Annotated in this window: 26 protein-coding genes; 22 read left to right on the top strand and 4 right to left on the bottom strand. The window is 69.2% G+C overall.

Translation table 11 applies throughout. From position 1 onward, the window contains the following. Nucleotides 1–67 precede the first annotated feature (67 nt). The 10 genes from ISU10_RS20570 (at nucleotide 68) to ISU10_RS24260 (ending at nucleotide 9929) form a co-directional block, all read left to right on the top strand. Complete coding sequence (locus ISU10_RS20570; RefSeq protein ID WP_267239212.1) at nucleotides 68–811, top strand: HAD family hydrolase; 744 nt, start codon at nucleotides 68–70, stop codon at nucleotides 809–811. A 166-nt stretch (nucleotides 812–977) separates the two neighbouring features. Then, nucleotides 978–2567: an ABC transporter substrate-binding protein gene (locus tag ISU10_RS20565; protein ID WP_194698315.1), complete on the top strand. Its 1590-nt coding sequence runs from the start codon at nucleotides 978–980 to the stop codon at nucleotides 2565–2567. Between the two features lie 102 nt (nucleotides 2568–2669). Next, nucleotides 2670–3698 carry an ABC transporter permease gene (locus ISU10_RS20560; protein ID WP_194698314.1) on the top strand — a complete coding sequence of 343 codons (1029 nt, stop codon included), beginning with the start codon at nucleotides 2670–2672 and terminating at the stop codon, nucleotides 3696–3698. Nucleotides 3699–3700: 2 nt separating this feature from the next. After that, nucleotides 3701–4648: an ABC transporter permease gene (locus tag ISU10_RS20555; RefSeq protein ID WP_194698313.1), complete on the top strand. Its 948-nt coding sequence runs from the start codon at nucleotides 3701–3703 to the stop codon at nucleotides 4646–4648. Continuing rightward, nucleotides 4645–5724, top strand: coding sequence for an ABC transporter ATP-binding protein (locus ISU10_RS20550; RefSeq protein ID WP_194698312.1), 1080 nt, complete (start codon nucleotides 4645–4647; stop codon nucleotides 5722–5724). Before ISU10_RS20555 ends, ISU10_RS20550 begins: the two co-directional genes overlap by 4 nt. Then, nucleotides 5708–7036, top strand: a complete 1329-nt coding sequence (locus ISU10_RS20545; protein WP_228501515.1) for an ABC transporter ATP-binding protein — start codon at nucleotides 5708–5710, stop codon at nucleotides 7034–7036. Before ISU10_RS20550 ends, ISU10_RS20545 begins: the two co-directional genes overlap by 17 nt. A 140-nt stretch (nucleotides 7037–7176) precedes the next feature. Then, nucleotides 7177–7584 carry a hypothetical protein gene (locus ISU10_RS20540; protein WP_194698311.1) on the top strand — a complete coding sequence of 136 codons (408 nt, stop codon included), beginning with the start codon at nucleotides 7177–7179 and terminating at the stop codon, nucleotides 7582–7584. After that, the gene (locus ISU10_RS20535) at nucleotides 7581–7973 is read left to right on the top strand and encodes a ricin-type beta-trefoil lectin domain protein (protein ID WP_194698310.1); all 393 of its coding nucleotides are present in this window, start codon (nucleotides 7581–7583) and stop codon (nucleotides 7971–7973) included. Before ISU10_RS20540 ends, ISU10_RS20535 begins: the two co-directional genes overlap by 4 nt. Before the next feature lie 28 nt (nucleotides 7974–8001). Further along, a complete protein-coding gene (locus ISU10_RS20530; RefSeq protein ID WP_194698309.1) occupies nucleotides 8002–9294 on the top strand; it encodes a sensor histidine kinase in 1293 nt (430 codons plus the stop codon). Next, nucleotides 9291–9929: a response regulator gene (locus tag ISU10_RS24260; RefSeq protein WP_194698308.1), complete on the top strand. Its 639-nt coding sequence runs from the start codon at nucleotides 9291–9293 to the stop codon at nucleotides 9927–9929. The genes ISU10_RS20530 and ISU10_RS24260 overlap by 4 nt, the downstream gene beginning before the upstream one ends. On the opposite strand, the gene ISU10_RS20520 is transcribed toward ISU10_RS24260, so the two are convergent. Continuing rightward, nucleotides 9853–10812 (bottom strand): RecB family exonuclease, encoded by a 960-nt coding sequence (locus tag ISU10_RS20520; RefSeq protein WP_194698307.1) that lies wholly within the window; start codon nucleotides 10810–10812, stop codon nucleotides 9853–9855. The two genes, ISU10_RS24260 and ISU10_RS20520, sit on opposite strands and share 77 nt — an antisense overlap. A gap of 86 nt (nucleotides 10813–10898) precedes the next feature. On the opposite strand from ISU10_RS20520, the gene ISU10_RS20515 reads away from it, so the two are divergent. The 4 genes from ISU10_RS20515 (at nucleotide 10899) to ISU10_RS20500 (ending at nucleotide 15305) form a co-directional block, all read left to right on the top strand. Beyond that, nucleotides 10899–12074 carry a site-2 protease family protein gene (locus tag ISU10_RS20515; protein WP_370865757.1) on the top strand — a complete coding sequence of 392 codons (1176 nt, stop codon included), beginning with the start codon at nucleotides 10899–10901 and terminating at the stop codon, nucleotides 12072–12074. A 27-nt stretch (nucleotides 12075–12101) separates the two neighbouring features. Further along, a complete protein-coding gene (locus ISU10_RS20510) occupies nucleotides 12102–13061 on the top strand; it encodes a tRNA (adenine-N1)-methyltransferase (protein WP_194698306.1) in 960 nt (319 codons plus the stop codon). A 117-nt stretch (nucleotides 13062–13178) separates the two neighbouring features. Continuing rightward, nucleotides 13179–14933 carry a proteasome ATPase gene (gene arc, locus ISU10_RS20505; RefSeq protein ID WP_194698305.1) on the top strand — a complete coding sequence of 585 codons (1755 nt, stop codon included), beginning with the start codon at nucleotides 13179–13181 and terminating at the stop codon, nucleotides 14931–14933. A gap of 21 nt (nucleotides 14934–14954) precedes the next feature. Further along, nucleotides 14955–15305, top strand: a complete 351-nt coding sequence (locus tag ISU10_RS20500; protein ID WP_194698304.1) for a hypothetical protein — start codon at nucleotides 14955–14957, stop codon at nucleotides 15303–15305. 45 nt (nucleotides 15306–15350) lie between these two features. Here ISU10_RS20500 and ISU10_RS20495 read toward each other — a convergent pair whose 3' ends face one another. Together ISU10_RS20495 and ISU10_RS20490 are read right to left on the bottom strand one after the other, a co-directional pair. Next, complete coding sequence (locus ISU10_RS20495; protein ID WP_194698303.1) at nucleotides 15351–15818, bottom strand: aminoacyl-tRNA deacylase; 468 nt, start codon at nucleotides 15816–15818, stop codon at nucleotides 15351–15353. Beyond that, a complete protein-coding gene (locus ISU10_RS20490) occupies nucleotides 15815–16432 on the bottom strand; it encodes a class I SAM-dependent methyltransferase (protein ID WP_194698302.1) in 618 nt (205 codons plus the stop codon). Before ISU10_RS20490 ends, ISU10_RS20495 begins: the two co-directional genes overlap by 4 nt. A 288-nt stretch (nucleotides 16433–16720) precedes the next feature. On the opposite strand from ISU10_RS20490, the gene dop reads away from it, so the two are divergent. The 4 genes from dop to prcA all read left to right on the top strand — a co-directional run bounded on the left by dop (nucleotide 16721) and on the right by prcA (nucleotide 20194). Further along, nucleotides 16721–18232: a depupylase/deamidase Dop gene (gene dop, locus ISU10_RS20485; RefSeq protein ID WP_194698301.1), complete on the top strand. Its 1512-nt coding sequence runs from the start codon at nucleotides 16721–16723 to the stop codon at nucleotides 18230–18232. 107 nt (nucleotides 18233–18339) lie between these two features. Continuing rightward, nucleotides 18340–18537 carry a ubiquitin-like protein Pup gene (locus ISU10_RS20480; RefSeq protein WP_194698300.1) on the top strand — a complete coding sequence of 66 codons (198 nt, stop codon included), beginning with the start codon at nucleotides 18340–18342 and terminating at the stop codon, nucleotides 18535–18537. A 41-nt stretch (nucleotides 18538–18578) separates the two neighbouring features. Beyond that, nucleotides 18579–19379: a proteasome subunit beta gene (gene prcB / locus ISU10_RS20475; protein WP_194698322.1), complete on the top strand. Its 801-nt coding sequence runs from the start codon at nucleotides 18579–18581 to the stop codon at nucleotides 19377–19379. After that, a complete protein-coding gene (gene prcA / locus ISU10_RS20470) occupies nucleotides 19376–20194 on the top strand; it encodes a proteasome subunit alpha (RefSeq protein ID WP_194698299.1) in 819 nt (272 codons plus the stop codon). Before prcB ends, prcA begins: the two co-directional genes overlap by 4 nt. A gap of 52 nt (nucleotides 20195–20246) precedes the next feature. Here the strand turns inward: prcA and ISU10_RS20465 are convergent, their stop codons facing one another. Further along, nucleotides 20247–21236 carry a PDDEXK family nuclease gene (locus ISU10_RS20465; protein ID WP_194698298.1) on the bottom strand — a complete coding sequence of 330 codons (990 nt, stop codon included), beginning with the start codon at nucleotides 21234–21236 and terminating at the stop codon, nucleotides 20247–20249. Between the two features lie 103 nt (nucleotides 21237–21339). Here ISU10_RS20465 and pafA point away from each other — a divergent pair, with 103 nt between their 5' ends. The 4 genes from pafA to ISU10_RS20445 all read left to right on the top strand — a co-directional run bounded on the left by pafA (nucleotide 21340) and on the right by ISU10_RS20445 (nucleotide 25830). Continuing rightward, the gene (pafA, locus tag ISU10_RS20460; protein ID WP_194698297.1) at nucleotides 21340–22701 is read left to right on the top strand and encodes a Pup--protein ligase; all 1362 of its coding nucleotides are present in this window, start codon (nucleotides 21340–21342) and stop codon (nucleotides 22699–22701) included. Nucleotides 22702–22790: 89 nt separating this feature from the next. Next, nucleotides 22791–23753 carry an FKBP-type peptidyl-prolyl cis-trans isomerase gene (locus ISU10_RS24255; RefSeq protein ID WP_194698296.1) on the top strand — a complete coding sequence of 321 codons (963 nt, stop codon included), beginning with the start codon at nucleotides 22791–22793 and terminating at the stop codon, nucleotides 23751–23753. Between the two features lie 23 nt (nucleotides 23754–23776). Beyond that, a complete protein-coding gene (locus ISU10_RS20450) occupies nucleotides 23777–24775 on the top strand; it encodes a helix-turn-helix transcriptional regulator (RefSeq protein WP_194698295.1) in 999 nt (332 codons plus the stop codon). Beyond that, nucleotides 24775–25830: a helix-turn-helix transcriptional regulator gene (locus ISU10_RS20445; protein WP_194698294.1), complete on the top strand. Its 1056-nt coding sequence runs from the start codon at nucleotides 24775–24777 to the stop codon at nucleotides 25828–25830. The genes ISU10_RS20450 and ISU10_RS20445 overlap by 1 nt, the downstream gene beginning before the upstream one ends. Nucleotides 25831–25854 lie beyond the last annotated feature (24 nt).

The raw sequence follows: 25854 nt of genomic DNA, 5'->3' as shown, positions 1-25854 counted from the left end.
TGGCGACCCGACTGACGGTGGTTTCGAGACGGTCGCTGCGCGACCTCCTCAACCGAGGGGGTCTGCGCTGGTTGAGGAAGGCGCGTTAGCGCCTGTCTCGAAACCTGGCGACCCGACTGACGGTGGTTTCGAGACGGTCGCTGCGCGACCTCCTCAACCGACGGGGTCTCCCTACGCCGCCGTCCTCTGGGACATGGACGGCACCCTGGTCGACACCGAGCCCTACTGGATGGTGACCGAGCGCGAGCTGGCCGAGAGCCACGGAGCGCCCTGGACCGAGGAGGACTCGCTCAACCTCGTCGGCAACAACCTGATCGACACCGGCCTCTACATGCGCAAGCGGATGGCGGTCGACCTGGAGCCCGAGGTCATCGTGGAGCAGCTCCTCGACGGCGTCATCGAGCAGATCCGGCTCGCCGTACCCTGGCGCGAGGGGGCACGCGAGCTGCTGGCCGACCTCAACGCGGCCGGGGTGCCGTGCGCGCTGGTGACGATGTCCTACTGGCGCTCGGTCGAGCCGATCCTGGAGTTCCTCCCCGAGGGCAGCTTCGCGGCGATCGTGGCGGGCGACGAAGTCGAGCGGGGCAAGCCGCACCCCGACCCCTACCTGAAGGCGGCCGCGCTCCTCGGGGTCGACCCTGCCGACTGCCTGGCCATCGAGGACTCCAACACCGGCGCGACCTCGGCTGAGACAGCAGGCTGCGCCGTGCTCTGCGTGCCCAACCACGTGCCGATCCCCGCGGGCGAGCAGCGCATGTTCGCCGAGACCCTCGTGGGGCTGCGCGCCGAAAACCTTCCGGTCCTGTCCTGACCCGGCCTTAAATCGTTGCCGGATCGCGACCATCGTGGCCCCCACCCTCCGTGGACCGCGGCATGTGGAGAAGGTAAGTTGCGCGCGGTACCGACCCCGGCGTGCGGCCGGGGCCCCGACCCAGAGGGGTGCAATGAAGCGCAAGAAGCTTTGGACACTGCTGGCGGTGAGCGCCCTGGTGGGCACGCTCGCCGCGTGTGGCAATGAGTCCGACAGCAGTGGAGGCAGCGGCGACAACGGAGACGGTGGCGCCACCGGAAATTCCTGGATCCTCGGCACGACTGACGCCGTGACCTCGGTCGACCCGGCCGGCGCCTACGACTTCGGCTCGTGGAACATCGAGTACAACATCTTCCAGCAGCTGATGACGGTCCCGGCCAACGGCTCCGACCCGGAGCCCGACCTGGCCGACTGCACCTACGACGACCCGCAGACCATCACCTGCAAGCTGACGGAGGGCGCGAAGTTCTCCAACGGCGACGACCTGACGTCCTCCGACGTGCTGTTCTCGTTCAAGCGCAACATCGAGATCGCCGACCCCAACGGCGCCTCGGTGCTCCTCGGCTCGATCAGCAACGGTGACGCCGACAACCCCGGTCTGGCCGACGGCGCCATCGAGACGCCCGACGACACCACGGTGGTCTTCCACCTCAACCAGCCCGACCAGACCTTCATGCAGGTCATCACCTCGGCCAGCAACTCGATCGTCGACGAGGAGACCTTCCCCGCCGACGACAAGCTGGCCGACGACGACACCGAGAACATGATCGGCTCCGGCCCCTACAAGCTCAGCCAGTACAAGGCCGGCGAGCAGGCCGTGTTCGAGGCCAACGAGACCTACCAGGGCACCAAGACCCCGCAGGCACCTCAGGTCTTCATCCAGTACTTCACCGACCCGGCTCCGCTCAAGACCGCCGTCGAGGGCGGCCAGGTCGACATCGCGTGGCGCACCCTGAGCCCGACCGACCTCAACGACATCGAGAGCAACGGCAAGGCCGAGGTCATCCGCGGCAAGGGCTCGGAGTTCCGCTACTGGGTCTGGCAGTTCTCCACGGAGGTCGGCAAGAACAAGGCAATCCGCCAGGCCGTGGCCCAGATGATGGACCGCCAGGCCATCTCCGACAACGCCTACGACGGCACCGTCACGCCGTCGTACTCCATCGTTCCTCCGGGCTTCACCGGCCAGAAGGACTCGTTCCAGGAGAAGTACGGCGACCCGAGCGTCGACAAGGCCAAGGAGATCCTCGACGCGGCCGGTGTGAAGACGCCCGTCAAGATCAAGCTCGGCTACCCGCCGGAGCACTACGGTCCCAACACCGTCGACGAGGCCAACGAGCTGGCCGACCAGCTCAACTCCAGTGGCCTGTTCGAGGCGACGACCGAGGACGCTGCCTGGGAGGAGTACCAGACGATCACCAAGGAAGGGGCCTACGACCTCTTCATCCTCGGCTGGTACCCCGACTTCCTGGACGCCGACAACTACCTGTCGCCGTTCATCCGCGATGGTGGGTTCTTCGCCAACAACTACTCCAACGAGGAAGTCAACAGCCTCCTCGACAAGGAGATCGGCGAGACCGACGAGGCCGCCCGTGCCGATGAGATCGGCCAGCTCCAGGACATCGTGGCCGAGGACGTGCCGCTGATCCCGTCGTGGAACGGCCAGAACGTCGCCGTGGCGAACTCCTCCATGGAAGGCGTCGAGGACACCTTGGACCCGACGTACATCTTCCGGTTCTGGTTGATCAGCAAGAAGTAGTAGCACCACTCATCGAGGGAGGGTGCCCACCTCACGGTGCGGCACCCTCCTTCGATGCTGTAGACATCTTTCGATGACGCCGAACGTCAGGAGGCTGCCCGCGTGAGCTCAGGTTCGGGTTCCCTGTCCCGCTACATCGCGATCAGGATCCTGCTGGTCGTCCCCATGATGTGGGTGCTGCTGACGCTGGTGTTCTTCCTGCTGAGAGTCGCACCGGGCGACCCTGTCAGCGCCGCGTTCGGAGGCAAGCTCAGCGAGGAAGCACTCGACGTCCGTCGGCACAACCTCGGGATCGACCGACCGCTGATCGTGCAGTACCTCGAGTACCTCGGCCAGGTCGCCAGGTTCGACTTCGGCAAGACGATCTCGGACAACCGGCCGGTGCTCGACCTGGTGCGGGACAACGGCGGGGCGACCCTCACGCTGACGATCGGGGCATTCGTGTTCGCGGTCATCGTCGGGATCCCGCTGGGCCGGCTCGCAGGCCGCTACCGCGACAGTTGGGGCGACATCTTCATCCGTCTCTTCGGCGTGCTCACCTACGCCGCCCCGATCTTCTGGGTGGGGATCATGCTGGTGCTGCTCGTGGTCAAGCTGTTCCCCGGCTGGCCGACATCGGGCATCGCCTCGCCGATCACGGTCTTCACGGTGCAACCGAAGACCCACGTCCTCCTGCTGGACGCCATCTTCTCCGGTGACGGCACCGCGATCTCCGACGTGCTCAAGCACCACGTGCTGCCGTGCTTCACCCTCGGGCTGCTGCTGTCGGGAGTGATCATCCGGTTGGTCCGGGTCAACGTCATCCAGGCGATGAAGGGCGACTACGTCGAGGCGGCCCGCGCCCGGGGGATCGCCGAGCGGCACGTCGTACGCCGGCACGCCTTCCGCAACGCCCTGGTCGCCGTGGTGACGGTGATCGGGCTCCAGGTGGCGGCCACGCTGGCCGGCGCGATCCTGACCGAGCGCACCTTCAACTGGCCGGGGCTGGGCACCCAGCTGGTGAAGTACATCCTGGCCCGCGACTACATCGCGGTTCAGGGCCTGGTGACGTTCTTCGCGCTGATCGTCGTGCTGACGAGCGTGTTCATCGACGTCATCAACGGGCTGATCGACCCTCGAGTGAGGTACTGACGATGAGGAACCTCCTCCGACAGATCTGGAACACCAAGGGCCTGGCTCGCTGGATCCTGCTGACCGGGACGATCATCACGGTCGTCTTCGTGGTGTTCGCGCTCTTCGCACCGTGGATCGCGCCGTTCGACTTCAACCAGACCCGAGACGCCTCGGGGGTGAAGTTCGAGAAGCTCGGCTCGCCGGGCGCAGGCCACCTGCTCGGCACCAACGACCAGTTCTTCGACATCTTCAGCCGCGTGATCTGGGGGGCGCGGACCGCCCTCGAGGTCGTGCTCTTGTCGGTGATCCTGTCGGTGGCGATCGGGGTGCCGCTGGGTCTGGTCTCGGGCTTCCTGGGCGGCTGGGTCGACCGCGTGCTGGTCTTCGTGATGGACGCGATCTACACGGTGCCCTACCTGCTGCTGGCGATCATCTTCGCGTTCATGCTCAACGACAAGCTCGGTAGCGGCATCGTCGCTGCGGCCCTCTCCCTCGTGGCGATCTACATCCCGCAGTACTTCCGGGTGGTTCGCAACACGACCGTCTCGGCGCGCGAGGCGACCTACGTCGAGGCCGCCCGGGCCATCGGCGCCAAGCCGACGACGATCATGCGCAAGTACCTGTTCGGCAACGTCGTGCAGTCGGTCCCGGTGATCGGCACCCTCAACGCAGCCGACGCGGTCGGCACGCTGGCCGCGCTCGGCTTCCTGGGCCTCGGCATCCAGCCCAACGAGGCCTCGGAGTGGGGATATGACCTCAGCCGCGCGCTCGACGACGCTCAGGCAGGCGTCTGGTGGCCCGCGCTGTGGCCGGGTCTGGCGATCATCTTGCTGATCACCGCACTGACCCTCGTGGGCGAGGGTCTCAACGAGACGCTCAACCCGGCGCTGCGCCGGCGCCGGCTGCGGAAGGTGCAGTTCACCGACCGCGTCCGGACGAGCGACACCGAGGAGGTGGCTCCGCGATGACCGAGATCGTCGAGGATCGCGTGACGCCCGTCGACGCCCCGGGTGCGACCGTGCTGGAGGCGCGCGACCTCCGGGTCTGGTACGCCACCGACCGCGGTCCCGTACGTGCCGTCGACGGTGTCACCTTCGAGCTCCACGAAGGCGAGATCCTCGGCCTGGTGGGGGAGTCCGGATGTGGCAAGTCGACCTTGGGCAGAGGCCTGATCGGGCTGCTCCCCGAAGGCAGCGCCCGCGACGGCGAGCTGCGCTTCCGCGGCAAGGACATGCTCAAGCTCAAGCCCCGCGAGCAGCACGCCATGCGCGGGCGCGACCTCGGGATGATCTTCCAGGAGCCGCTGACCCGGCTGAACCCGCTGATGCGGATCAGTGAGCACTTCTCCGAGACGCTCAAGACCCACGACAAGTCGATCAGCAAGGCCGAGATCGAGCGCCGTTCGCTCGAGGTGCTCCGCGTCATGGGCATCCCGCCGACCCGCTTCCACGCCTACCCCCACGAGTTCTCGGGTGGCATGCGACAGCGGCTGATGATCGCCCTGACCCTGGTCCTCCGCCCTCCGTTCGTGGTCGCCGACGAGCCCACCACGGCCCTCGACGTCCTGGTCGAGGCACAGATCATCCGGATCCTCCACGACCTGCGGGCCAACTACCGCACCGCCCTGCTGCTGATCACCCACAACCTCGGCATCATCGCGGAGGCGTGCGACCGGGTGGCGGTGATGTACGCCGGCGAGATCGTCGAGATCGGTGACGCCCGGGAGGTCTTCTCGCGACCCAAGCACCCCTACACCAGGGAGCTGTTGAGGGCGACCATCTCGTTGCGCACGACCGGTCTGAACTACATCGACGGCGCTCCGCCCGACCTCGTCGAGCCCCCGCCGGGCTGTCACTTCCACCCTCGGTGCCCCGACGCCATGAAGGTGTGCGCCACCCGCCACCCGGTGTTGCGCCAGCACGACGGCGGCAGCACCGCTCAGTGCTGGGCGGCCGACCTGGCCGACGGCCTCGCCGACGACCTGACCGAGACCGAGCGGACTCCGCTCCCACGCGAGGAGATCGCCGTTGCCGACGAAGCCTGAGACCCTGAGCAACGACGGTTCCGGCCAGGGCGGCGGTCACGGTGCCGGTCGCCACGAGAACGTCCTCGACGTCGACGACCTCGCCGTCCACTTCCAGCTGCAAGGCGGCGCACTGTCGCGGCTGCTCGGACTGCAGGCGCGCGTGGTCAAGGCCGTCGACGGCGTGAGCGTGCAACTGCGGCGCGGCGAGGTGCTCGGGCTGGTGGGGGAGTCCGGCAGTGGCAAGACCACTCTCGGCCGGGCGCTGCTGGGCCTGGTGCCGGCCTCCGGAGGGCGGATCACCTATCACTCGGCCAGCAAGGGCGACCGACGGGTGTCCGAGATGCGCGGGGCCGAGCTACGGCAGCTGCGCACCGACCTCCAGATGGTCTTCCAGGACCCGCACGCCGCGCTGAACCCCTCCATGACGATCGAGGAGGCCGTGGGTCACCCGCTGGTGATCCACAAGATCGCGTCCGGCCGTGCGCTGCGCATGCAGGTCGCGGAGGCGCTCGAGCGGGTGGGGCTGTCGCCGGTCGAGAGGTTCTTGTCGAAGTACCCCTCGGACCTGTCGGGGGGCCAGAAGCAGCGCGCGGTGATCGCGCGGGCGATCATCCTCAACCCCGAGGTGCTGGTCGCCGACGAGCCCGTGTCGATGCTCGACATGAGCGTGCGCGCCAAGATCCTGCAGCTGATGCTCGACCTCAAGCAGGAGATGGGGCTCACCTACGTCTACATCACCCACGACCTCGCCTCCGCGAAGTACTTCTGTGACCGGATCGCGATCATGTACCTCGGTCGCATCGTCGAGATCGGGCCGACCGAGGAGATCTTCGCCAACCCCCGCCACCCCTACACCAAGGCGCTGCTCAAGGCGATCCCCGAACCCGACCCCGACCGGATGGTTCCCCGCGACCTGCCTCGCGGCGAGATCCCCGACGCGGCCGAGCCGCCTCTGGGCTGCTCCTTCCACCCGCGCTGCTCCGAGGCCGTCGCCGGGTGCGGCTGGGAGTCGCGCGATCTGCGCGCCCTGCTCGAGGAGCACTGGACCCGCAAGCTCGAGGCCTACGACGACGAGAAGGCGCTGATCGGCGACCTCGACGGGCTCGACCGGCCGTCGACCACGGCGAAGGTCGGCAAGGGCGGCGCCGGCGAGGTACGCGCCCTGCTCGACCGCATCAGGGCCGAGAACCCCGACGAGCCGCTGTGGTCCGGCGTACGCGGCATCGAGCCCGCAGGCAACGGCGTCGAGGTCCAGTTCCAGCCCGCCGACTCCCCGCAGCTACGTCGGGCCGGCAGCGTCGACGTCGCCTGCGTCCTCTACCCCGAGTAGCCGAGTCGCTCGAAACGCACCCGCGAGTTGCTCGCGCCGGGGGCGGTGCTAGTACCTCTCGCCAATAGCGGCCGTCCGTCGTACGCCGTCAGGGTTGGTGGTGCCCCGTAGAAGGTCACATTCTTGACAGGAGACTCGACATGAACACCACTCGACGTGTGGCGGCCGCGCTGGCCGTCCCTGCCATCACCCTCACCAGCCTGGCCAGCCTGGCCGGCCCAGCCCAGGCGTCGGGCGGCAACGATGGCCGCGTCATCCGTACCGGCAACTGCGCCGGCAGCACCGACTGGAAGATCAAGGCCAAGTCCGACAACGGCCGGATCGAGGTCGAGGCCGAGATCGACAGCAACAGGGTGGGCCAGACCTGGAACTGGCGCTTCAAGCACAACGGCGTGGTCTTCGCCAAGGGCGCCGCGACCACCCAGGCACCGAGCGGCTCCTTCAGCATCGCGCGCAAGCCAGCCAACTTCGCCGGCACCGACCACTTCGTCTTCCGTGCGGTCAACCCGAAGTCCGGGGAGGTCTGCCGCGCGACCGTTTCGTGGTGAGCTCAGGGCGCCGGTTCAGCAGCCGTCTGGCACTCGGGACGTTGACGGCCCTGGTAGTCGTGATAGTGCCCTCGAGCGGCAGCGCCGACGACGAGGTCCGCCGCACGGGCTCGTGCTCGGGCACGGCCGACTGGCGGGTCCGCGCCGAGACCGACGACGACGGGCGCATCGAGCTGCGCAGCCGGGTGTTCAACACCAGGTCCAACCAGGCCTGGACCTGGACGATCAAGCACAACGGCAGCATCTCGGCTCACGGCCGTGCGATCACCAGCTCGGGCTACTTCGAAGTACGCCGTGCCCTGGTCGACCTGCCCGGGGTGGACCGGTGCGTGTTCCGGGCAGAGCGCGTCCGAACCGGCGAGGTCTGCCGCGGTCGGATCGACTGGTGACACCGCCGGACCGCCCTAGGCTCTGCGGGTGAGACTGCTTCGGAACCCAGTGGCGCAGTACCTCACGCTGGCCGCACTCGTCTTCGTCGTGCTCTCGGTGGCGACCTCGGTCCTCAGCGCCCGGGTGGCCGCGTCCACGGCCAGCGACGACGCACGGTCCGTCACCCGCGTCCTGGCCCGGTCGGTCGCCCAGCCGGCCATCCCTCGCGGCCTGGTCGACGGTGACGCGGGCGCCATCGACAAGCTGGACCGCCAGGTGCTCAGGCGGCTCCTGGTCGGCGACGTGCGTCGGGTCAAGATCTGGCGGTCCGACGGCACCATCCTCTACTCCGACAAGAGCCAGCTGATCGGCGCTCGCTATCCGCTCGACGAGGAGGAGGCCGACGTCTTGGCCAACGGCGGCACCGAGGCGGAGGTGTCGGACCTCTCCAAGCCGGAGAACCGCTTCGAGACGGAGCCGGGTGGGCTGGTGGAGGTCTACACGCGGATCCACTCGCCCGAGGGTGAGCAGATGCTGTTCGAGGTCTACTTCTCCGCCGACGACCTCGCCGCCCGGCGTAGCGCGGTGTTCGCGCCGATCCAGCGGATCACCGTCGGCGGGATGCTCGCCCTGCTCGTGATCGCCACCCCGATCATCTGGGTGCTGACACGCCGCCTGACCCGCACGGCCCGCGAGCGAGAGCGGTTGCTGCGCGCGTCGATGACGGCGTCGGAGGCTGAGCGCCGCCGCATCGCTCGCGACCTGCACGACGGTGTGGTGCAGGACCTGGCCGGTACGACGTTCTCGCTCGCGGCTGTCGGCCGTGACGCCCGGGTGCCAGAGGACCTGCGCGAGGACCTCGCCATCGCGGGCCGTTCGTTGCGCGGCAGCCTGAGATCGCTGCGGTCACTGCTGGTCTCGATCCACCCTCCCGACCTGCACGCCGACGGTCTGGCCGCTGCGCTCGGCGACCTGACCGCTCCGGCTGCCGGCGCCGGCATCGAGGCCGACGTGCGCGTGGGAGAGCTGCGGCAGGTCTCGGACGAGACCGTCGCCCTGGTCTGGAGGGTCGCCCAGGAGGCCGTGCGCAACGCGATCCGACATGCGCGCGCTTCCACGCTCGTCGTCGACGTCCGCATCGAGGGTCACGGCGACGAGGAGCGTGTGGTCCTGCGCGTGACGGACGACGGCACGGGGTTCGACACGAGTGGTGGCCGCGACCCTGAACGCTTCGGGCTACGCGGGCTTGCGAGCCTGGCCCAGGACGCGGGTGGCAGGCTCGAGGTGCAGTCGACACTCGGCGCCGGCACCGAGGTGAGGTTGGAGGTGGCGGTCAGGTGAGTGAGGGATCGGACGAGGTCACGATCACGGTGGTGGTCGTCGACGACCATGCCGTGGTGCGGACCGGACTGAGCCAGCTGCTGGCCGGAGTCCATGACCTCCGCGTCGTGGGGACCGCCGGCGACGGGGCCGAGGCGCTCGAGGTCGTGCGCGCTACACGACCCGATGTGGTGCTCATGGACCTGCAGATGCCTGGCGTCGATGGCGTCAGCGCCACCAGGGCGATCGTGGCCGAGGGGCTGGCCGACGTGCTGGTGCTGACGTCGTTCGCCGACGCCGAGCGCATCGTCGGTGCCCTGGACGCCGGGGCCGTGGGCTACCTGCTCAAGGATGCGGAGCCCGACGACATCCTGGGCGGGATCCGTGCGGTGGCACGAGGTGAGTCGCCGCTGCACCCGAGGGCGGCGCGCGAGCTGCTCGAGACCAGGCGACCATCGGCGGACCTGCCCGACCTGACGCCTCGCGAGCGCGAGGTGCTGCTGCTCGTGCGCGACGGGCTGGCCAACAAGCAGATCGCCCGGCGCCTCGGCATCACCGAGCGCACCGTCAAGGCACACCTCACCTCGATCTTCGCCACCATCGGCGTAGGCGACCGAACCAGCGCAGCACTCTGGGCCGAACGTCATCGGGTGTAGGCCGAGCACCCCGGGACGTGACCCGAGGCGGGACAGGCGGGGGAGTGCCGCCCCAAGCAGGACAGAGGTCCTTGAACGAGCACCAGTCACACGCGCGTGAGGGGTTGGGCTGCCACTCGCGCCGCTCGTCGGCCTCGCGGATCGCCGACCACAGCGCGTCGATCTTGCGCTCGGTGGCCAGCAGGTCGTCCTCGTCGGGCTCGTAGCGGAGGATCTCGCCGTTGCCGAGGTAGACCAGCTGCAACACCTTGGGGATCACCCCGCGGTTGCGCCAGATCACCAGCGCGTAGAACTTCAGCTGGAACAGCGGCCTGGCCTCGTTGTCCCGGCTGGGGCTCCACGCGACCTTGTAGTCGACGACCCGGACCGAGCCGTCCGGCGCGACGTCGAGACGGTCGACGTATCCGCGCAGCAGCAGCTTGGAGTCGAGCACGGTCTCGACGTAGAGCTCGCGCTCCGCGGGCTCGAGCCGACGCGGGTCCTCGAGCTCGAAGTAGCGATCGAGCGCCTCGCCGGCCGAGCCCCACCACTCGGCGAAGCCGGTAGCGGCGCCAGACTCGTCGGCCTCGAACAGTCCGGCCAGGCCTGGCTCCTCGGCGAGGACCGTCTCCCAGGCGGGTGCCAACATCGCCCGCGCCCGCTCGGGAGTGCGTTCGGCTGCCGGTAGTGAGAAGAGGTCCTCGAGCACCTTGTGGACCAGCGTGCCGCGGGCGGCGTCGACCGACTTGGCCTCGGGCAGCCGGTCGACCGTGCGGAACCTGAACAGCAGCGGGCAGGTCATGAAGTCGCCGGCCCGGCTCGGGGAGAGCGCTCCCAGGACGTCAACGCCGTCGACGCGCAGGCGGGCACGCTCGGCTGGTGCGGCCTCCTGGTCGACGGTCATGCTGGTGACCCTAGGCCCAGCCACGGACAGCGGTGCCGACCACCGCCGTACCTCGGGCCGGCGACCCGGTCGGATAGCCTCGAGGCGTGTCCGAGCACCCGTCTGAGGCGTCCCGGACACCACCGCGCCCGCCGCGCCCTCCATCGCGTCCGCCCGGGACGTTCAAAGTCGGCACGATCGCCGGCAGCGATGTGCTGGTCACCTCGTCGTGGTTCCTGATCGCAGCTCTGATCGCCTGGGTCGTCGCTCCACGAGTCGACGAGGTCTCGCCGGGGCTCGGTGGGCTGAAGTACGTCGCCGGGTTCGCCTTCGCCGTCATCCTCTACCTCTCGGTGCTGCTGCACGAGGCCTCGCACGCGTTCATGGCCCGCCACTACGGCTACCACGTCAGCTCCATCACGCTGCACTTCCTCGGGGGTGCCACGGCCATCGAGGGAGAGGCCCGCACCCCGCGTCAGGAGCTGATGATCGCCGTGGTCGGTCCGCTCACCTCGCTCGCGGTCGGGGCGGCGGCGTTCGGGCTGTGGTTCGTCACGCCCGACGGTCTGCTCCTGATGGCCGTCGAGGGCCTCGCGGGAGCAAACCTCATCGTCGGTGTCCTCAACCTGGTCCCCGGCCTGCCCCTGGACGGCGGTCGGGTCCTCAAGGCAGCGATCTGGGGAGCGACCGGCGACATGCTCAAGGGCACCACGGTGGCCGCGTGGGCAGGCCGGATGACCGCGGTGGCCGCGCTGGCCTGGCCGCTGCTGCAGGAGCGCGTCCTTGGTCGTCCGCCCGACGTCTTCGACATCCTGCTCGCCGCCATGGTCGCCATGTTCTTGTGGACCGCGGCGACGTCTGCTCTGCAGTCGGCCCGAGCCCGGACCTCCTTGCCGTCCCTGGTGGCGCGGCGGCTGGCCCGCCGCGCCCTCGCGGTGCCCGATGACCTCCCGCTGGCCGAGGCGGTCCGTCGGGCCCGCGAGGCAGAGGCGGGCAGCCTGATCACGGTCACGGGCACCGGCCGTCCGATCGGCCTGGTCAGCGAGGCCGCCTTGGTGGCGACCCCGGAGGAACGCCGCCCTTGGGTGGCCGTCTCGACGGTCGCCCGCACCCTCGAGCCGGGCATGAGCCTGCCTGCCGGCCTCGAGGGCGAGCAGCTGGTGCGCGCGATGTCCGACCACCCGGCCCACGAGTACCTCCTGCTGGAGGACGACGGCACGGTCTACGGCGTGCTGTCGGCGGCCGACGTCGAGCTCGCCTTCCGACAGGCCCGAGGTCGCTGAACGCAATCCCGGCGCTAGGGTCGCGCCATGTCTGATCCGGGGTCCCAACCCGACGTACCTCCCGAGGCTTGGGCGGGCGTCCATCGGGGTCCGCTCCGTGAGGGTGAGTGGGTGCGCCTCGTCGACAGCAAGGGTCGTCGCCACAACTTCTGCCTGGAGGCCGGCAAGCGGTTCTTCTCCAACCGGGGCCACCTCGAGCACGACGAGCTGATCGGCCGCGAGGAGGGCTTCACGGTCACCTCGTCCGGCGGCGGGGAGTACCTCGTGTTCCGCCCGTTGCTCTCGGAGTTCGTGGTCTCGATGCCGCGCGGGGCTGCTGTCGTCTACCCCAAGGACTCGGCCCAGATCATCGCCATGGCAGACGTCTTCCCGGGGGCACACGTCGTCGAGGCCGGCGTGGGCTCGGGGGCCCTGACCTGCTCGCTGCTGCGGGCCGTCGGACCGCACGGCCGCGTCTTGTCCTTCGAGCGGCGTGAGGAGTTCGCGGAGGTCGCGCGCCGCAACGTGACGCAGTTCTTCGGGACCAAGGACGACCATGGTCACCCGGCGTGGGAGCTGCGCCTGGGTGACCTGGCCGAGGAGCTGCCGGCGAGCGGCGAGCGCTGCGACCGGCTGATCCTGGACATGCTCGCGCCGTGGGAGTGCCTGGAGGCGGCCGCGAGCGCCCTGCTGCCGGGCGGCATCCTCTGCGCGTACGTCGCCACGACGACCCAGCTCTCACGCACGGTGGAGAGCATCCGCGTCCACGGCGGCTTCACCGAACCCCAGGCCTGGGAGTCGCTCGTGCGCGACTGGCACGTCGAGGGACTCGCCGTACGCCCCGGTCACGCGATGATCGGGCACACGGCGTTCTTGGTCACGGCGCGCCGGATGGCGCCGGGCCAACGGCCTCCGATGAAGCGTCGACGTCCCGCCCCGGGCGCCTACGGCCCCGACTACACCGGCCCCCGGCCACCCGGCGTTCCTGTCGAGCTGCCCGAGGAGTAGCCCGAACGGGCCATGCCCTGGTGTTACGGATGTATCAATTCCTGTCCAACACCCACCTGTAAGGCCTCGCGGGGGGTAAAGACGCAGGTAGGGTCGAATTCAGGAGGTGACGCACAGATGGCCACATCACACGACTCACCCAGCTCGGAGGGCCGAGGCCGCGAAGAGCTCGCCAACCAGGTCCGCTTCCTGGAGGCCGAGGTCCACGACCTGCGCCGTCGCCTGAGCGAGAGCCCGACCGGCAGCCGCAGCCTCGAGGTGCGCCTGGCCGACACGCAGCGTTCGCTGTCGGCGGTCACCGCGCAGAACGAACGACTGGCCCAGACGCTGCGCGAGGCGCGCGACCAGATCATGAAGCTCAAGGAGGAGGTCGACCGCCTCGCCCAGCCGCCGGCCGGCTTCGGCACCTTCTTGGCCCGCAACGACGACGACTCCATCGACGTCTTCACCGGCGGCCGCAAGCTACGGGTCAACGTCAGCCCCTCGGTGGACCTCGAGTCGCTCGTGCGCGGCCAGGAGGTCATGCTCAACGAGGCCCTCAACGTCGTTGCCGCGCTGGAGTTCGAGCAGGTAGGCGAGGTCGTGATGTTCAAGGAGCTGCTCGCCGACGGCGAGCGTGCCCTGATCATCGCCAACGCAGACGAGGAGCGCGTGGTGCGGCTGGCCGCCCCGCTGCTCGAGGACACCATTCGTGCCGGCGACTCGCTGCTGCTCGACACGCGAGCAGGCTACGTCTACGAGAAGGTGCCGAAGTCTGAGGTCGAAGAGCTCGTCCTCGAGGAGGTGCCCGACATCGACTACACGCAGATCGGCGGTCTGGTCGGCCAGATCGACGCGATCCGCGACGCCGTCGAGCTGCCCTACCTCCACCCCGAGCTGTTCAAGGAGCACAAGCTCAAGCCGCCCAAGGGCGTCCTGCTCTACGGCCCTCCCGGGTGCGGCAAGACGCTGATCGCCAAGGCGGTCGCCAACTCGCTGGCCAAGAAGGTCGCCGCCAAGACCGGCCAGGAGGGGAAGTCCTACTTCCTCAACATCAAGGGCCCCGAGCTGCTCAACAAGTACGTCGGGGAGACCGAGCGCCACATCCGGCTGGTCTTCCAGCGGGCCCGCGAGAAGGCCAGCATGGGTACACCGGTGATCGTGTTCTTCGACGAGATGGACTCGCTGTTCCGCACACGTGGATCGGGCGTCTCCTCCGATGTGGAGAACACGATCGTCCCCCAGCTGCTCAGCGAGATCGACGGTGTCGAGACACTGGAGAACGTCCTGGTCATCGGCGCCTCCAACCGCGAGGACATGATCGACCCCGCCATCCTGCGGCCCGGCCGCCTCGACGTGAAGATCAAGATCGAGAGGCCCGACGCCGAGTCGGCTCGCGACATCTTCAGCAAGTACCTCGTCGCCGATCTGCCGCTGCACGAGGACGACCTCAAGGAGTTCGGCGGCGACCGCGACGCGTGCGTGGCCGGCATGATCCAGGCCACCGTCGAACGGATGTACACCGAGTCCGAGGAGAACCGCTTCCTGGAGGTGACCTACGCCAACGGCGACAAGGAGGTCCTCTACTTCAAGGACTTCAACTCCGGGGCGATGATCCAGAACATCGTCGACCGCGCCAAGAAGATGGCGATCAAGGACCGGCTCGAGCACGACCAGTACGGCATCCGGGTCTCCCACATGCTCCAGGCGTGCGTCGATGAGTTCAAGGAGAACGAAGACCTCCCCAACACCACCAACCCCGACGACTGGGCTCGCATCTCCGGCAAGAAGGGCGAGCGGATCGTGTTCATCCGCACCCTGATCACCGGCAAGCAGGGCACCGAGCCGGGCCGTTCGATCGACACGGTCGCCAACACCGGCCAATACCTCTGACCGTCACGGGAGACTTGCTGCGTGGCCGAGGACGAACTCGAACGACGCGACTACGAGGCCCTGCTGGCCACGCGCCAGGAACTGGGGCCGGACTACGACAAGGCTCTGGTCGACTCCTTCGCCGAGCGGGTGGAGAAGGAGATCCAGCGCCGCTCGTTCCACGGCGACGACCGTTGGCAGGCGCAGCGCGAGGACGCGCGTGGCGACCGACAACGCCAGCTCGCGCTCGGCATCGTCTCGCTGGGCGGTGGCATCCCCATCACCGCCATCTCCGCGAGCATCAGCGGCCTGCCCGGTCTGATCAGCGCTTGGGCAGGCATCGGTGTGGTGAACCTCGCGCATGCGTGGGTGGTCAACCGACGCCGCGACTGACGCCGGGTCTCAGGCCGCATCTCAGGCCGGATCTCAGGCCGGATCTCAGGCCGGGTCGGTGACGTCGGCGACCTCCGCGGCCAGTACTCCGAGCAGGTCGGCCGCCTCGACGGTGAAGGCGACGCCGTGGTCCCCGCCCCCGATCGAGACCTTCCCGTCGATGGATGCGTCAGCGACGACAGGCAGTGAGCGCAGGCTGCCCAACGGCGTGATCGTGCCGCGCACGTAACCCGTGACCTCCTGCGCCTCCTCGGCGGGCGGCATCGAGAGCCGGTTGACGCCCAGCAGCGCACGTAGCTTGGGCCAGGCGATCTCCCGGTCTCCCGGCACGAGCACGAACCTGTAGTCGCCCTCGGAGACGCGCACCACCATCGTCTTCACGATCTGCCGGGGCTCCAGACCCCGAGCAGCCGCGGCCTCCGCCAGCGACGAGACGGGTCCGTGTCTGGTGAGCTCGTAGACCAGGCCCAGCCCATCCGCGGCGTCTGCCGCGCGTTGCGTGCCGGTGCTCACACCCGGACGGCCTCGCCGAAGAAGCCCGCCGTGAACGGCTTCGGGCCACCCGGAAGGTCTCCCCGCTCAACCATCTTGACCAGCAGGCCGGCGTCCTCGGCCAGCTGCACCGGGTCACGGGTCAGGTGGCAGCCCCCGGCCAGGCGTCTCTGCAGAGGCTCGAGTCGCCGCTGCCAGGCCTCGACCTTGGGGTCGCTGGAGACGCCGTGCTCGAGGAAGTGCAAGCTGGCGCCGCTCTTGAGCACGCGCGCGATCTCGCGCATGGCGGCCGCCGGGTCAGGGATCGTGCACAGGGAGAAGGTGACCAGCGCGGCGTCGTACCTGTCCCCGGCGATGTTGAGCTGCTGGGCATCGCGGCCGACGCGACCGATCGGCACGTGGGTCTCGAGGCGGCGCTTCTCGGACATCTTCCACGCCAGCTCGGAGGGCTCGACGGCGTCGACCTGCGTCACCTCGGCGGGGTAGAACGGCACGTTGAGGCCGCTGCCGAACCCGACCTCCAGCACCCGGCCGTGCAGCGCCTCGCACGCCTGGGCACGCAGCTCGCCCATCTCTCGACCGCGCAGCGTGTAGTCGGTGATGTGGGGAAGTACCTCGTCGGTCCACCAGCCCATGCGTCTACCACAGCACATCTGGTCAACCGGTCCGGTCCACTTGCACAAGATTTTCCATTCGCCAGCGCGTCGGCCCGAGTTCCTGCGTGGGTCCAGCCGAGCGCCGGTCACCCGCCTAGACCACCCGGGCGACGCCTCGACCCGACATGATCGCTCGCCCGGCGGAGTCGGCGATCGCGACGTCTGGTGCGTAGGCGGCCACGAACGCGTCGATATCACGTGCGTTGTCGGCGTCGAGCTGTGCCGTCGCTGGTCAGCGCGGTGGGCGCGGCGTCGTAGGCTCTACGGGTGAGCGTACGGCGGGTGATGGGCACCGAGGTCGAATACGGCGTGACCGTCCAGGGCCAGCCCATGGCCAACCACATGGTGGCCTCCTCCCAGGTGGTCAACGCCTATGCCAGCGCAACGGCCAGGGCCCGTCGGGCCAGGTGGGACTTCGAGGAGGAGTCGCCGCTGCGTGATGCGCGTGGCTTCGACATGTCCCGGCAGGTCGCCGACCCCACCCAGCTCACCGACGAGGACATGGGTCTGGCCAATGTCATCCTCACCAACGGCGCGCGCCTCTACGTCGACCACGCCCACCCGGAGTACTCCACGCCCGAGGTGACCAGTCCGCGCGACATCGTGCTGTGGGACAAGGCGGGGGAGCAGGTGATGCTCGACGCATCGCGGATGGCCGCCCTGGTGCCCGGCAGCCAGCCCATCCACCTCTACAAGAACAACACCGACAACAAGGGCGCGAGCTACGGCGCCCACGAGAACTACCTGATGCGTCGCTCGACCCCGTTCGGCGACATCGTCCGCCACCTGACGCCGTTCTTCGTCTCCCGCCAGGTGGTGTGCGGGGCCGGCCGGGTCGGCATCGGCCAAGACGGGCGCGAGCAGGGCTACCAGATCACCCAGCGCGCCGACTTCTTCGAGGTCGAGGTGGGTCTCGAGACCACGTTGAAGCGGCCGATCATCAACACCCGAGACGAGCCCCACGCCGACCCCGAGAAGTACCGCCGGCTCCACGTGATCATCGGCGATGCCAACCTGGCCGAGGTCTCCACCTACCTCAAGGTCGGCACGACCGCGCTGGTGCTGGCGATGATCGAGGATCGGTTCATCACCCGCGACCTCGGGGTCGACTCGCCCGTGGCCTCCTTGCGCGCCGTGTCGCACGACCCGACGCTCAGGCACCAGGTGACGATGGACGACGGCCGTCGTCTGACCGCGGTCCAGCTGCAGCTGGAGTTCCTCGACCTCGCCCGAAAGTACGTCGAGGACCGCTACGGCGACGACGCAGACCCCCAGACCAAGGACGTGCTGGCTCGCTGGGAGTCGGTGCTGGGCCGGCTCGAGCGCGACCCGATGCTGTGCGCCAGGGAGCTCGACTGGGTGGCCAAGCTGTCGCTGCTGGAGCAGTACCGCCAACGTGACGGGCTCGACTGGACCAACGCCAAGCTGCAGCTCATCGACTACCAGTACTCCGACATCCGCCCCGAGAAGGGCCTCTACCACCGCCTGGTCGGCATGGGCCGCATCGAGCGGTTGCTCGACGATGCCGAGGTCGAGCGGGCGATGCACGAGCCTCCCCACGACACCCGCGCCTACTTCCGCGGCAGGTGCCTGGAGAAGTACGCCGACGCCGTCGCGGCCGCCTCGTGGGACTCGGTCATCTTCGACCTTCCGGGCCGCGAGTCCCTCCAGCGAGTGCCGACCATCGACCCGCTGCGCGGCTCGAAGGCGCACGTGGGCGAGCTCATCGACCGCTGCGAGACCGCCGCCGAGCTGTTCGCCGAGCTCACCCACTCCTGACGCCGAGTCGACGCGGTTCGCCCTGCAGGCGCCCAACTGCGACGACTCGACGAGTACGGAGGGCGAACTGCGCCGACTCGGCGTGTGGGCGGGGATAGGGTCGCCACATGGCCCAGGAGCAGAAGCAGCCAAAGAAGAGCAGTGAGGAGGTCACCCAGGACGAGGTGGCCCCCGAGACCGACGTCGCCGAACGCAAGGAGGCGCTCGACGACGACGTCGACGCCATCCTCGACGAGATCGACGAGGTGCTGGAGTCCAACGCCGAGGACTTCGTGAAGTCGTTCATCCAGAAGGGCGGCCAGTGACCTCCGACCTCTTCGGGGGAGCGCGCATCCCGGCCTCCTTCATGGTGCCCGGCACGTCCTCCTTCACCGACTTCCTGGCCGGACAGGCCCCCGAGCTGCTGCCGTCGCGACGTTCGCTGCCTCCGGGCCAGGCGGCCGACCTCGCACCCCACGGCACCACCATCGTGGCGGCGACCTTCCCGGGCGGCGTGGTCATGGCCGGCGACCGCCGGGCCACCATGGGCAACGTGATCGCCCAGCGCGACATCGAGAAGGTCTTCCCGGCCGACGAGTTCTCGGCCGTCGGGATCGCCGGCTCGGCCGGCATCGCCGTGGAGATGGTGCGGCTGTTCCAGACCGAGCTCGAGCACTACGAGAAGATCGAGGGCATCACCTTGTCGATGGCGGGCAAGGCCAACCGCCTGGCCGCGCTGATCCGCTCCAACCTCGCGATGGCGATGCAGGGCCTCGCCGTCGTCCCGCTGTTCGCCGGCTTCGACCACGCGACCCACGTCGGACGGATCTTCTCCTACGACGTGACGGGCGGAAGGTACGAAGAGACGGCGTTCCACTCGGTCGGCTCGGGATCCCTCTTCGCGCGCGGTGCGCTGAAGAAGCTCTACCGCCCCGACCTCTCCGACGGGGAGGCCGTGCTGGCCGTCGTACAAGCGCTGTACGACGCCGCTGACGACGACTCGGCCACCGGTGGGCCCGACCTCACGCGTCGGATCTTCCCGGTCGTCCACGTGATCACGGGCGACGGAGGCCGCCGCCTGTCCGACGACGAGGTGGCCGAGGTCGCCGACCGGATGATCGCGGGCCGGATGCAGCGTCCCGACGGACCCCAGGCAGGTCTCTCATGAGCATGCCCTTCTACGTCTCGCCCGAGCAGCTGATGAAGGACCGGGCCGACTACGCCCGCAAGGGCATCGCCCGCGGTCGGTCGGTGGTGGTGGTCCAGTACGCCGATGGCGTGCTGTTCGTCTCCGAGAACCCGTCGCAGGCCCTCCACAAGGTCTCGGAGATCTACGACCGGATCGCCTTTGCCGCGGTCGGTCGCTACAACGAGTTCGAGAACCTCCGGATCGCCGGGGTCCGGCTCGCTGACATGCGTGGCTACTCCTACGACCGCCGCGACGTCACCGGCAGGGGTCTGGCCAACGCCTATGCCCAGACACTCGGCACGATCTTCTCCAGCGGCGGCGAGAAGCCCTATGAGGTCGAGCTGTTCGTCGCCGAGATCGGCGAGTCGGCAGCCGACGACCAGATCTACCGGCTGACCTACGACGGCCAGGTCGCCGACGTCCAGCGCTACGGCGTGATGGGCGGTGCCGCCGATGTGGTGGCCGGCTACCTCGAGGAGCGCTACTCCGACGGGGCCCAGCTCGCCGACGCGGTCCGGCTGGCGGTGAGCGCGCTCGGCCACACCGAGGACGGCGACCGGGTGATCCCCGACGACGACCTCGAGGTCGCCATCCTCGACCGCACCCGCACCCAGCCCCGCAAGTTCGTGCGGATCGTGCCCGCCCGGTTGCGTCAGCTGCTCGGCGAGCGCGGTCCGGCCGAACCCAACCCCGAGCGCGACATGGAGCGGTCCGTGCCCCCGGCCGGTCCCGAGAGTCCCCCGTCGCAGCCGCCGATGGCCGGCGACGAGCCGCCTGTCGCGCCTCCTGGCTGACCGGCCAGGCCCTGCAGGAGTACCCGGACATCCGGGTAACTCCATCCACCCTTCAGGCCGGCAGGTCGATGGCGAGCGAGGTGGGGTGGGGCAGAGCGCCGTCGGCGTCGTCGAGGGACCGTGACGGGTCGGGGTGCATGGCCAGGTAGTCGCGAAAGCCCAGCTCGCTCAGCGAGACGTAGTCGAAGCCCTGCTCCCACAGGGCGCGGCGCACCGAGACGCTCACCCCGTCGGCCACGAGCAGGCCGTGCACGTAGCTGGCCGTACGTCGCCGCAAGGAATAGACGTCTCGCATCAGGCGGTCCAGGGCGGGCTGGCCCACGGCGGTCGCCGCCAGGTCGATGACGACGAGGTCGCCGGCCTCGGTGCCCCCGAGCGGTCGCACGACTCGCCCGACCAGGTCGACGATCGCGCGCTCGTCGAGCCGCACGTGGGGCCCCACCCAGCGCCCGCCGGACGCGGGGTCGAACGACACGGCGTAGCCGAACGGCTCCAGCCGGGCTGGAGCCGACAGCAGCCACTTCTCCACCGCGCCCACGGAGCCCAGTGGAGCGACCTCGTAGGGCCGCCGTACGCCCGACACGTCTGCCCCGTAGGTGCCCAGCCACAGCTGGATGCGCGCCAGCTCGTGCTCGCGCTCCGACGAGCCGAAGCCCCACGCACGCTGCATCTCGACCAGCAGGTCACCACGGCCGCGAACGGGGAACGACGTCAGTGTGTCGGCTGGCAGCCCGACCAGGGCCTGGACCTTGCCAGGGTTGCCGACGTCGTCCCAGTAGTCGAACGAGTCGTCATGGACCAGCCGGTCGTCGGGATGCCGGGCGCGCACGTGCTCGGCCAGTGCGAGGAAGACCGGATGGTCGGGCGGACCGAGGTACAGCGGCGGTGCCAGCACGAAGGTCCCGGCCGTCACCCAGCCATCGACGACGCGGTGCAGGTCGCCGAGCCGCTCGGCCACCTGCGTCGCGGGCAGGAACCATTGCGAGGAGAGCTCGTGGACCACCCACGGCGGCTCCACGCTCAGCGGGCTGGCGACGCTCATCACAGCATCTTGCGCGCCGATCCCGGCGCTCACCCCTCGATCGCCCAACACCGTCGGACCGGCATGGACCAGTAATGGGGGACCAGACCCGTAGTCTGGTGGGGTGGACCGACGGATCTTCGGCATCGAGAACGAGTACGGCGTCACGTGCACGTTCAAGGGCCAGCGTCGACTCAGCCCCGACGAGGTCGCCCGCTACCTGTTCCGCAAGGTCGTCAGCTGGGGTCGCAGCAGCAACGTGTTCCTCCGCAACGGCGCGCGTCTCTATCTCGACGTCGGCAGCCACCCCGAGTACGCCACCCCCGAGTGCGACGACATCGCCGAGCTGGTCACCCACGACAAGGCGGGGGAGCGGGTCCTCGAGGGGCTGCTCCTCGACGCCGAGCAGCGGCTCCACGACGAGGGCATCGCCGGCGAGATCTACCTGTTCAAGAACAACACCGACTCGGCGGGCAACTCCTATGGCTGCCACGAGAACTACCTGGTGAGTCGCTCCGGAGAGTTCAGCCGGCTCGCCGACGTGCTGATCCCGTTCCTGGTCACGCGACAGATCATCGTCGGGGCGGGCAAGGTCACCCAGACGCCGCGGGGTGCGTCGTACGCCGTCTCGCAGCGTGCCGAGCACATCTGGGAGGGCGTGTCGAGCGCCACCACGCGCAGCCGACCCATCATCAACACCCGCGACGAGCCCCACGCCGACGCCGAGAAGTACCGCCGCCTGCACGTCATCGTCGGCGACTCCAACATGAGTGAGACGACCACCATGCTCAAGGTGGCCTCGTGCGACCTGGTGCTGCGGATGATCGAGGAGGGCGTGGTGATGCGCGACCTGACCCTCGAGAACCCGATCCGAGCGATCCGCGAGATCTCCCACGACACCACCGGTCGGCGCACGGTCCGGCTCGCCAACGGCCGTGAGGCCAGCGCACTCGACATCCAGCACGAGTACCTCGGCAAGGCTCGCCAGTTCGTCGACCGGCGCGAGATCTCGACCCCGCTGATCGAGCAGGCCCTCGACCTGTGGGAGCGCGGTCTCAAGGCGGTCGAGTCAGACGACCTCGGTCTGGTGGACCGTGAGATCGACTGGGTGATCAAGTGGAAGCTCATCGAGCGCTACCGCGCCAAGCACGGTCTGCCGCTCGGCCACCCGCGGATCGCCCAGCTCGACTTGGCCTACCACGACATCCATCGCGGCCGCGGCCTCTACTACCTGCTCGAGAAGCGGGGCGCCGTCGCACGGGTCACCTCCGACCTGCGGATCTTCCAGGCCAAGTCGGTGCCGCCGCAGACCACCCGCGCACGGCTGCGTGGTGAGTTCATCCGCAAGGCCCAGGAGCGGCGGCGCGACTTCACCGTGGACTGGGTGCACCTCAAGCTCAACGACCAGGCTCAGCGCACCGTGTTGTGCAAGGACCCGTTCCGCGCCTACGACGAGCGAGTGCAGCGCCTCATCGACGGCATGTGAGGTCAGCACACCTCGTGGTTGAGCGATTCTCATGGGTTGCTGGATAGGGTGACCGGGCACTTGTGCCCCGACCTGCCGAGGAACTCCTTGTGTTTGCACGCTCATCGACGAGCGGGCGCCGTCTGGCGCTCGCCCTGGTCACCCCGCTCCTGCTGACCGCCCTGGCCGCCTGCGGCGGCGACGACGGCGGCAACGCCCAGAGCGGCGCCGGCATCGACTCGCTCAAGGTCGAGGGCGACGTGGGCAGCGAGCCCAAGGTGACGTGGGACGGGCAGGTCTCGGTGTCGAAGATCGAGAGCGACACCCTGATCGAGGGCGACGGCGCAGAGCTGGGTGACGGCGACCAGGTCCTGGCCCACATCTGGATCGGCAACGGCTTCACGCAGAAGGAAGCGTTCAACACCTACAAGGACAAGAAGCCCGAGCTGCTCACCGACGACAAGAGCCAGCTGAGCAAGATGTTCCTGGCAGCGATCGACGGCCACACCATCGGCTCGCGGGTGCTCGTGGCCGCTCCAGCAGACGACGCGTTCGGCGAGGGTGGCAACCCGCAGCTCGGCATCGCCAACAAGGACACCGTGGTGATGGTCGTGGACCTGTCCAGCGGGGTGCTCGACGCCCCGGCGGGCACGGCCAAGGACTCACCTGCCTGGGCTCCCAAGATCGTCGACAAGGACGACGTGCCGGAGAAGCTCGACTTCACGGGCACGCCCGAGCCCGCGTCCTACCTCCGCGTCGGCACGCTGGTCGCCGGGCAGGGCGCCAAGGTCGAGAAGGGCCAGACGATCGTGGTCGACTACCTGGGCCAGGTCTACGGCAACGACAAGGGCCCCTTCGACGCCAGCTTCTCGACCGAACCCGCGTCCTTCCAGATCGGCACCGGCAACGTGATCAAGGGCTGGGACCAGGCGCTGGTGGGCAAGGCAGTGGGGAGTCGTCTGGTGCTCTCGATCCCGCCCGACCTCGGCTACGGCAAGAAGGGCAACAAGGACGCCGGCATCAAGGGGACCGACACGCTCTGCTTCGTGGTCGACATCCTGGCCGCGGGCTGAGCGTTCCAGCAGGCTTGGGGGCGATGGACGACGACACGGGCGCACCGGCTCCGGCAGGGGGAGCCAGCAGGAAGAGCGAGAGGTTGCTCAACCTGCTGATCATGCTGCTCGTCCAGCGCCACTACGTCTCCAAGGAGCGCATCCGCGCCATCCTCTACCCCGACTCGCGGCCCGATGCCTTCGAGAAGATGTTCGAGCGTGACAAGGAGGAGCTGCGCTCGCTGGGCGTGCCGATCGAGGTCGGCAGCATCGACCCGCTGTTCGACGACGAGCCTGGCTACCGCATCTCGCCTGACCAGTTCGCGCTTCCCGACGTCCGGCTGACCGCCGACGAGGCCGCCGTCGTCGGCTTGGCCACGCGGGTCTGGGAGCACGCGCGACTGGCCGACGCGACCACCGACGCCGTCCGCAAGCTGACCGCGGCCGGCGTGGAGGTCGACGTCTCCGCCCTGGACCTCGTCGAGCCGCGGCTCTCAGCCGACGAGCCGGCCTTCGACGTCTTCTGGGATGCCACCCAGGCCCGGCAGGAGGTCGAGTTCGACTACCAGCGGCCTGGCTTCGAGAAGCCCTCGAGGCGCCACCTGCAGCCGTGGGGCGTCGTGCGGCATGCGGGCCGCTGGTACGTCCTCGGCCTCGACACCGACCGCAACGAGGAGCGCGTCTTCCGCCTCTCCCGCGTCGTCGGCGAGGCCACGCGCGTGGGTGCGCCAGGTGCCTACGAGATCCCCGACGGTGTCGACCTGCGCGAGACCACCCGGAGACTCGCGCCGACACAGGTCGTCGTCGAGGCGACCCTGCTCCTGCGCAAGGGTGCGGGCGCGACCTTGCGTCGCGCAGCCTCCAGCGTGGCCAACGACGTGCCGGGGCCCGACAGCGACAGCCCCTGGGATCGGGTCGTCGTGCGGGCCGACCGGCTGGCCGACGACCTCCTCGCCCTCGGACCCGACGTCGTCGTGGAGGCTCCCGAGGGGCTGCGCGAGGAGCTCCTCGCTCGACTCCGCGCCACGGTGGGAGCGGCCTGATGGCCCGGGCAGGGCGACCCGCGCCGTCGGGTGCCAAGGACCAGGTGGCCAGACTGCTCACCTTGGTGCCCTACCTGCACTCCCACCCCGAGGTCCGTCTCGACCAGACCGCCGAAGCCGTTGGCAGCACTCCCGAGCAGGTGGTCAAGGACCTGGGCGTGCTGTTCATGTGCGGCCTTCCAGGCGGCTATCCCGACGACCTGATCGACGTGGACCTCGACGCCCTCGAGGACCCCGAGGAGGGTGGGCTGCGACTCGAGGGCGTCATCCGGGTCTCCAACGCCGACTACCTGGCCCGGCCGTTGCGACTGACGCCTACCGAGGCGAGCGCCATCATCGTGGCGCTGCGCGCCATGCGTGGCACCGCGCCCGACGACACGCGCGAGGTCGTCGACCGCGCCCTGGCCAAGCTGGAAGCAGCCGCGGCCTCGACCCCCGGTGGAACCGCCCTGGTCGAGCCGGGAGCAGACGACGACAGCGCGGCGGTGCGCCTGCGCGCGTCCCTCGAGGACGCCGTGGCCAGGCAGCGACAGGTCCGCCTGACGTACTACGTGCCTGCGCGGGACGAGGAGTCGGAGCGGGTGGTGGACCCGCGCGGGGTGATCACCGCCAACGGGGTCGCCTACCTCGACGCCTGGTGCCACAGCGCCGAGGCCCCGCGCCTGTTCCGGCTCGACCGGATCCACGAGGCCGCTGTGCTCGACTCCGCTGTCGAGACCGCGCCAGAACCCCCCAGAGACCTGTCCGACGGGCTGTTCCAGCGGTCGCAGGAGACCACCTTGGTGACCCTGGAGCTGCAGCCGCCGGCCAGGTGGGTGATCGAGTACTACCAGGTCGAGGCCGTACGCCCAGTCCGAGGACGGGGCCGGGCCAGCAGCCGGGCCAGAGGCTCCGGGCCGGTCCAGGTCGACATGCTGGTGGCCGACCACAGATGGCTCCTGCGGCTGCTGATGAGGCTCGCCCCGCATGCCAAGGTGGTCTCGCCGCCCGAGCTGGACCAGGAGTTCCGGGACACGGCACAGCGAACTCTCAGGCAGTACGCGTCAGACGCGTGACCAATCCGGCGTAGACTCGCCGCC

It is taken from the genome of Nocardioides agariphilus, assembly GCF_015352445.1.
Lineage (GTDB): Bacteria > Actinomycetota > Actinomycetes > Propionibacteriales > Nocardioidaceae > Nocardioides > Nocardioides agariphilus.
The sequence above is the reverse complement of the archived record's forward strand: the minus strand, read 5'-3'. Positions and strand labels throughout refer to the sequence as shown.

Coding starts and splice junctions, on each gene's coding strand:
- ISU10_RS20540 (WP_194698311.1), top strand. CDS start 7,177: ATGAACACCACTCGACGTGTGGCGGCCGCGCTGGCCGTCCCTGCCATC.
- prcB (WP_194698322.1), top strand. CDS start 18,579: ATGGTGCCCGGCACGTCCTCCTTCACCGACTTCCTGGCCGGACAGGCC.
- ISU10_RS20445 (WP_194698294.1), top strand. CDS start 24,775: ATGGCCCGGGCAGGGCGACCCGCGCCGTCGGGTGCCAAGGACCAGGTG.
- ISU10_RS20465 (WP_194698298.1), bottom strand. CDS start 21,236: ATGAGCGTCGCCAGCCCGCTGAGCGTGGAGCCGCCGTGGGTGGTCCAC.
- ISU10_RS20555 (WP_194698313.1), top strand. CDS start 3,701: ATGAGGAACCTCCTCCGACAGATCTGGAACACCAAGGGCCTGGCTCGC.
- ISU10_RS20480 (WP_194698300.1), top strand. CDS start 18,340: ATGGCCCAGGAGCAGAAGCAGCCAAAGAAGAGCAGTGAGGAGGTCACC.
- ISU10_RS20550 (WP_194698312.1), top strand. CDS start 4,645: ATGACCGAGATCGTCGAGGATCGCGTGACGCCCGTCGACGCCCCGGGT.
- ISU10_RS20450 (WP_194698295.1), top strand. CDS start 23,777: ATGGACGACGACACGGGCGCACCGGCTCCGGCAGGGGGAGCCAGCAGG.
- ISU10_RS20510 (WP_194698306.1), top strand. CDS start 12,102: ATGTCTGATCCGGGGTCCCAACCCGACGTACCTCCCGAGGCTTGGGCG.
- ISU10_RS20520 (WP_194698307.1), bottom strand. CDS start 10,812: ATGACCGTCGACCAGGAGGCCGCACCAGCCGAGCGTGCCCGCCTGCGC.
- arc (WP_194698305.1), top strand. CDS start 13,179: ATGGCCACATCACACGACTCACCCAGCTCGGAGGGCCGAGGCCGCGAA.
- ISU10_RS20490 (WP_194698302.1), bottom strand. CDS start 16,432: ATGGGCTGGTGGACCGACGAGGTACTTCCCCACATCACCGACTACACG.
- prcA (WP_194698299.1), top strand. CDS start 19,376: ATGAGCATGCCCTTCTACGTCTCGCCCGAGCAGCTGATGAAGGACCGG.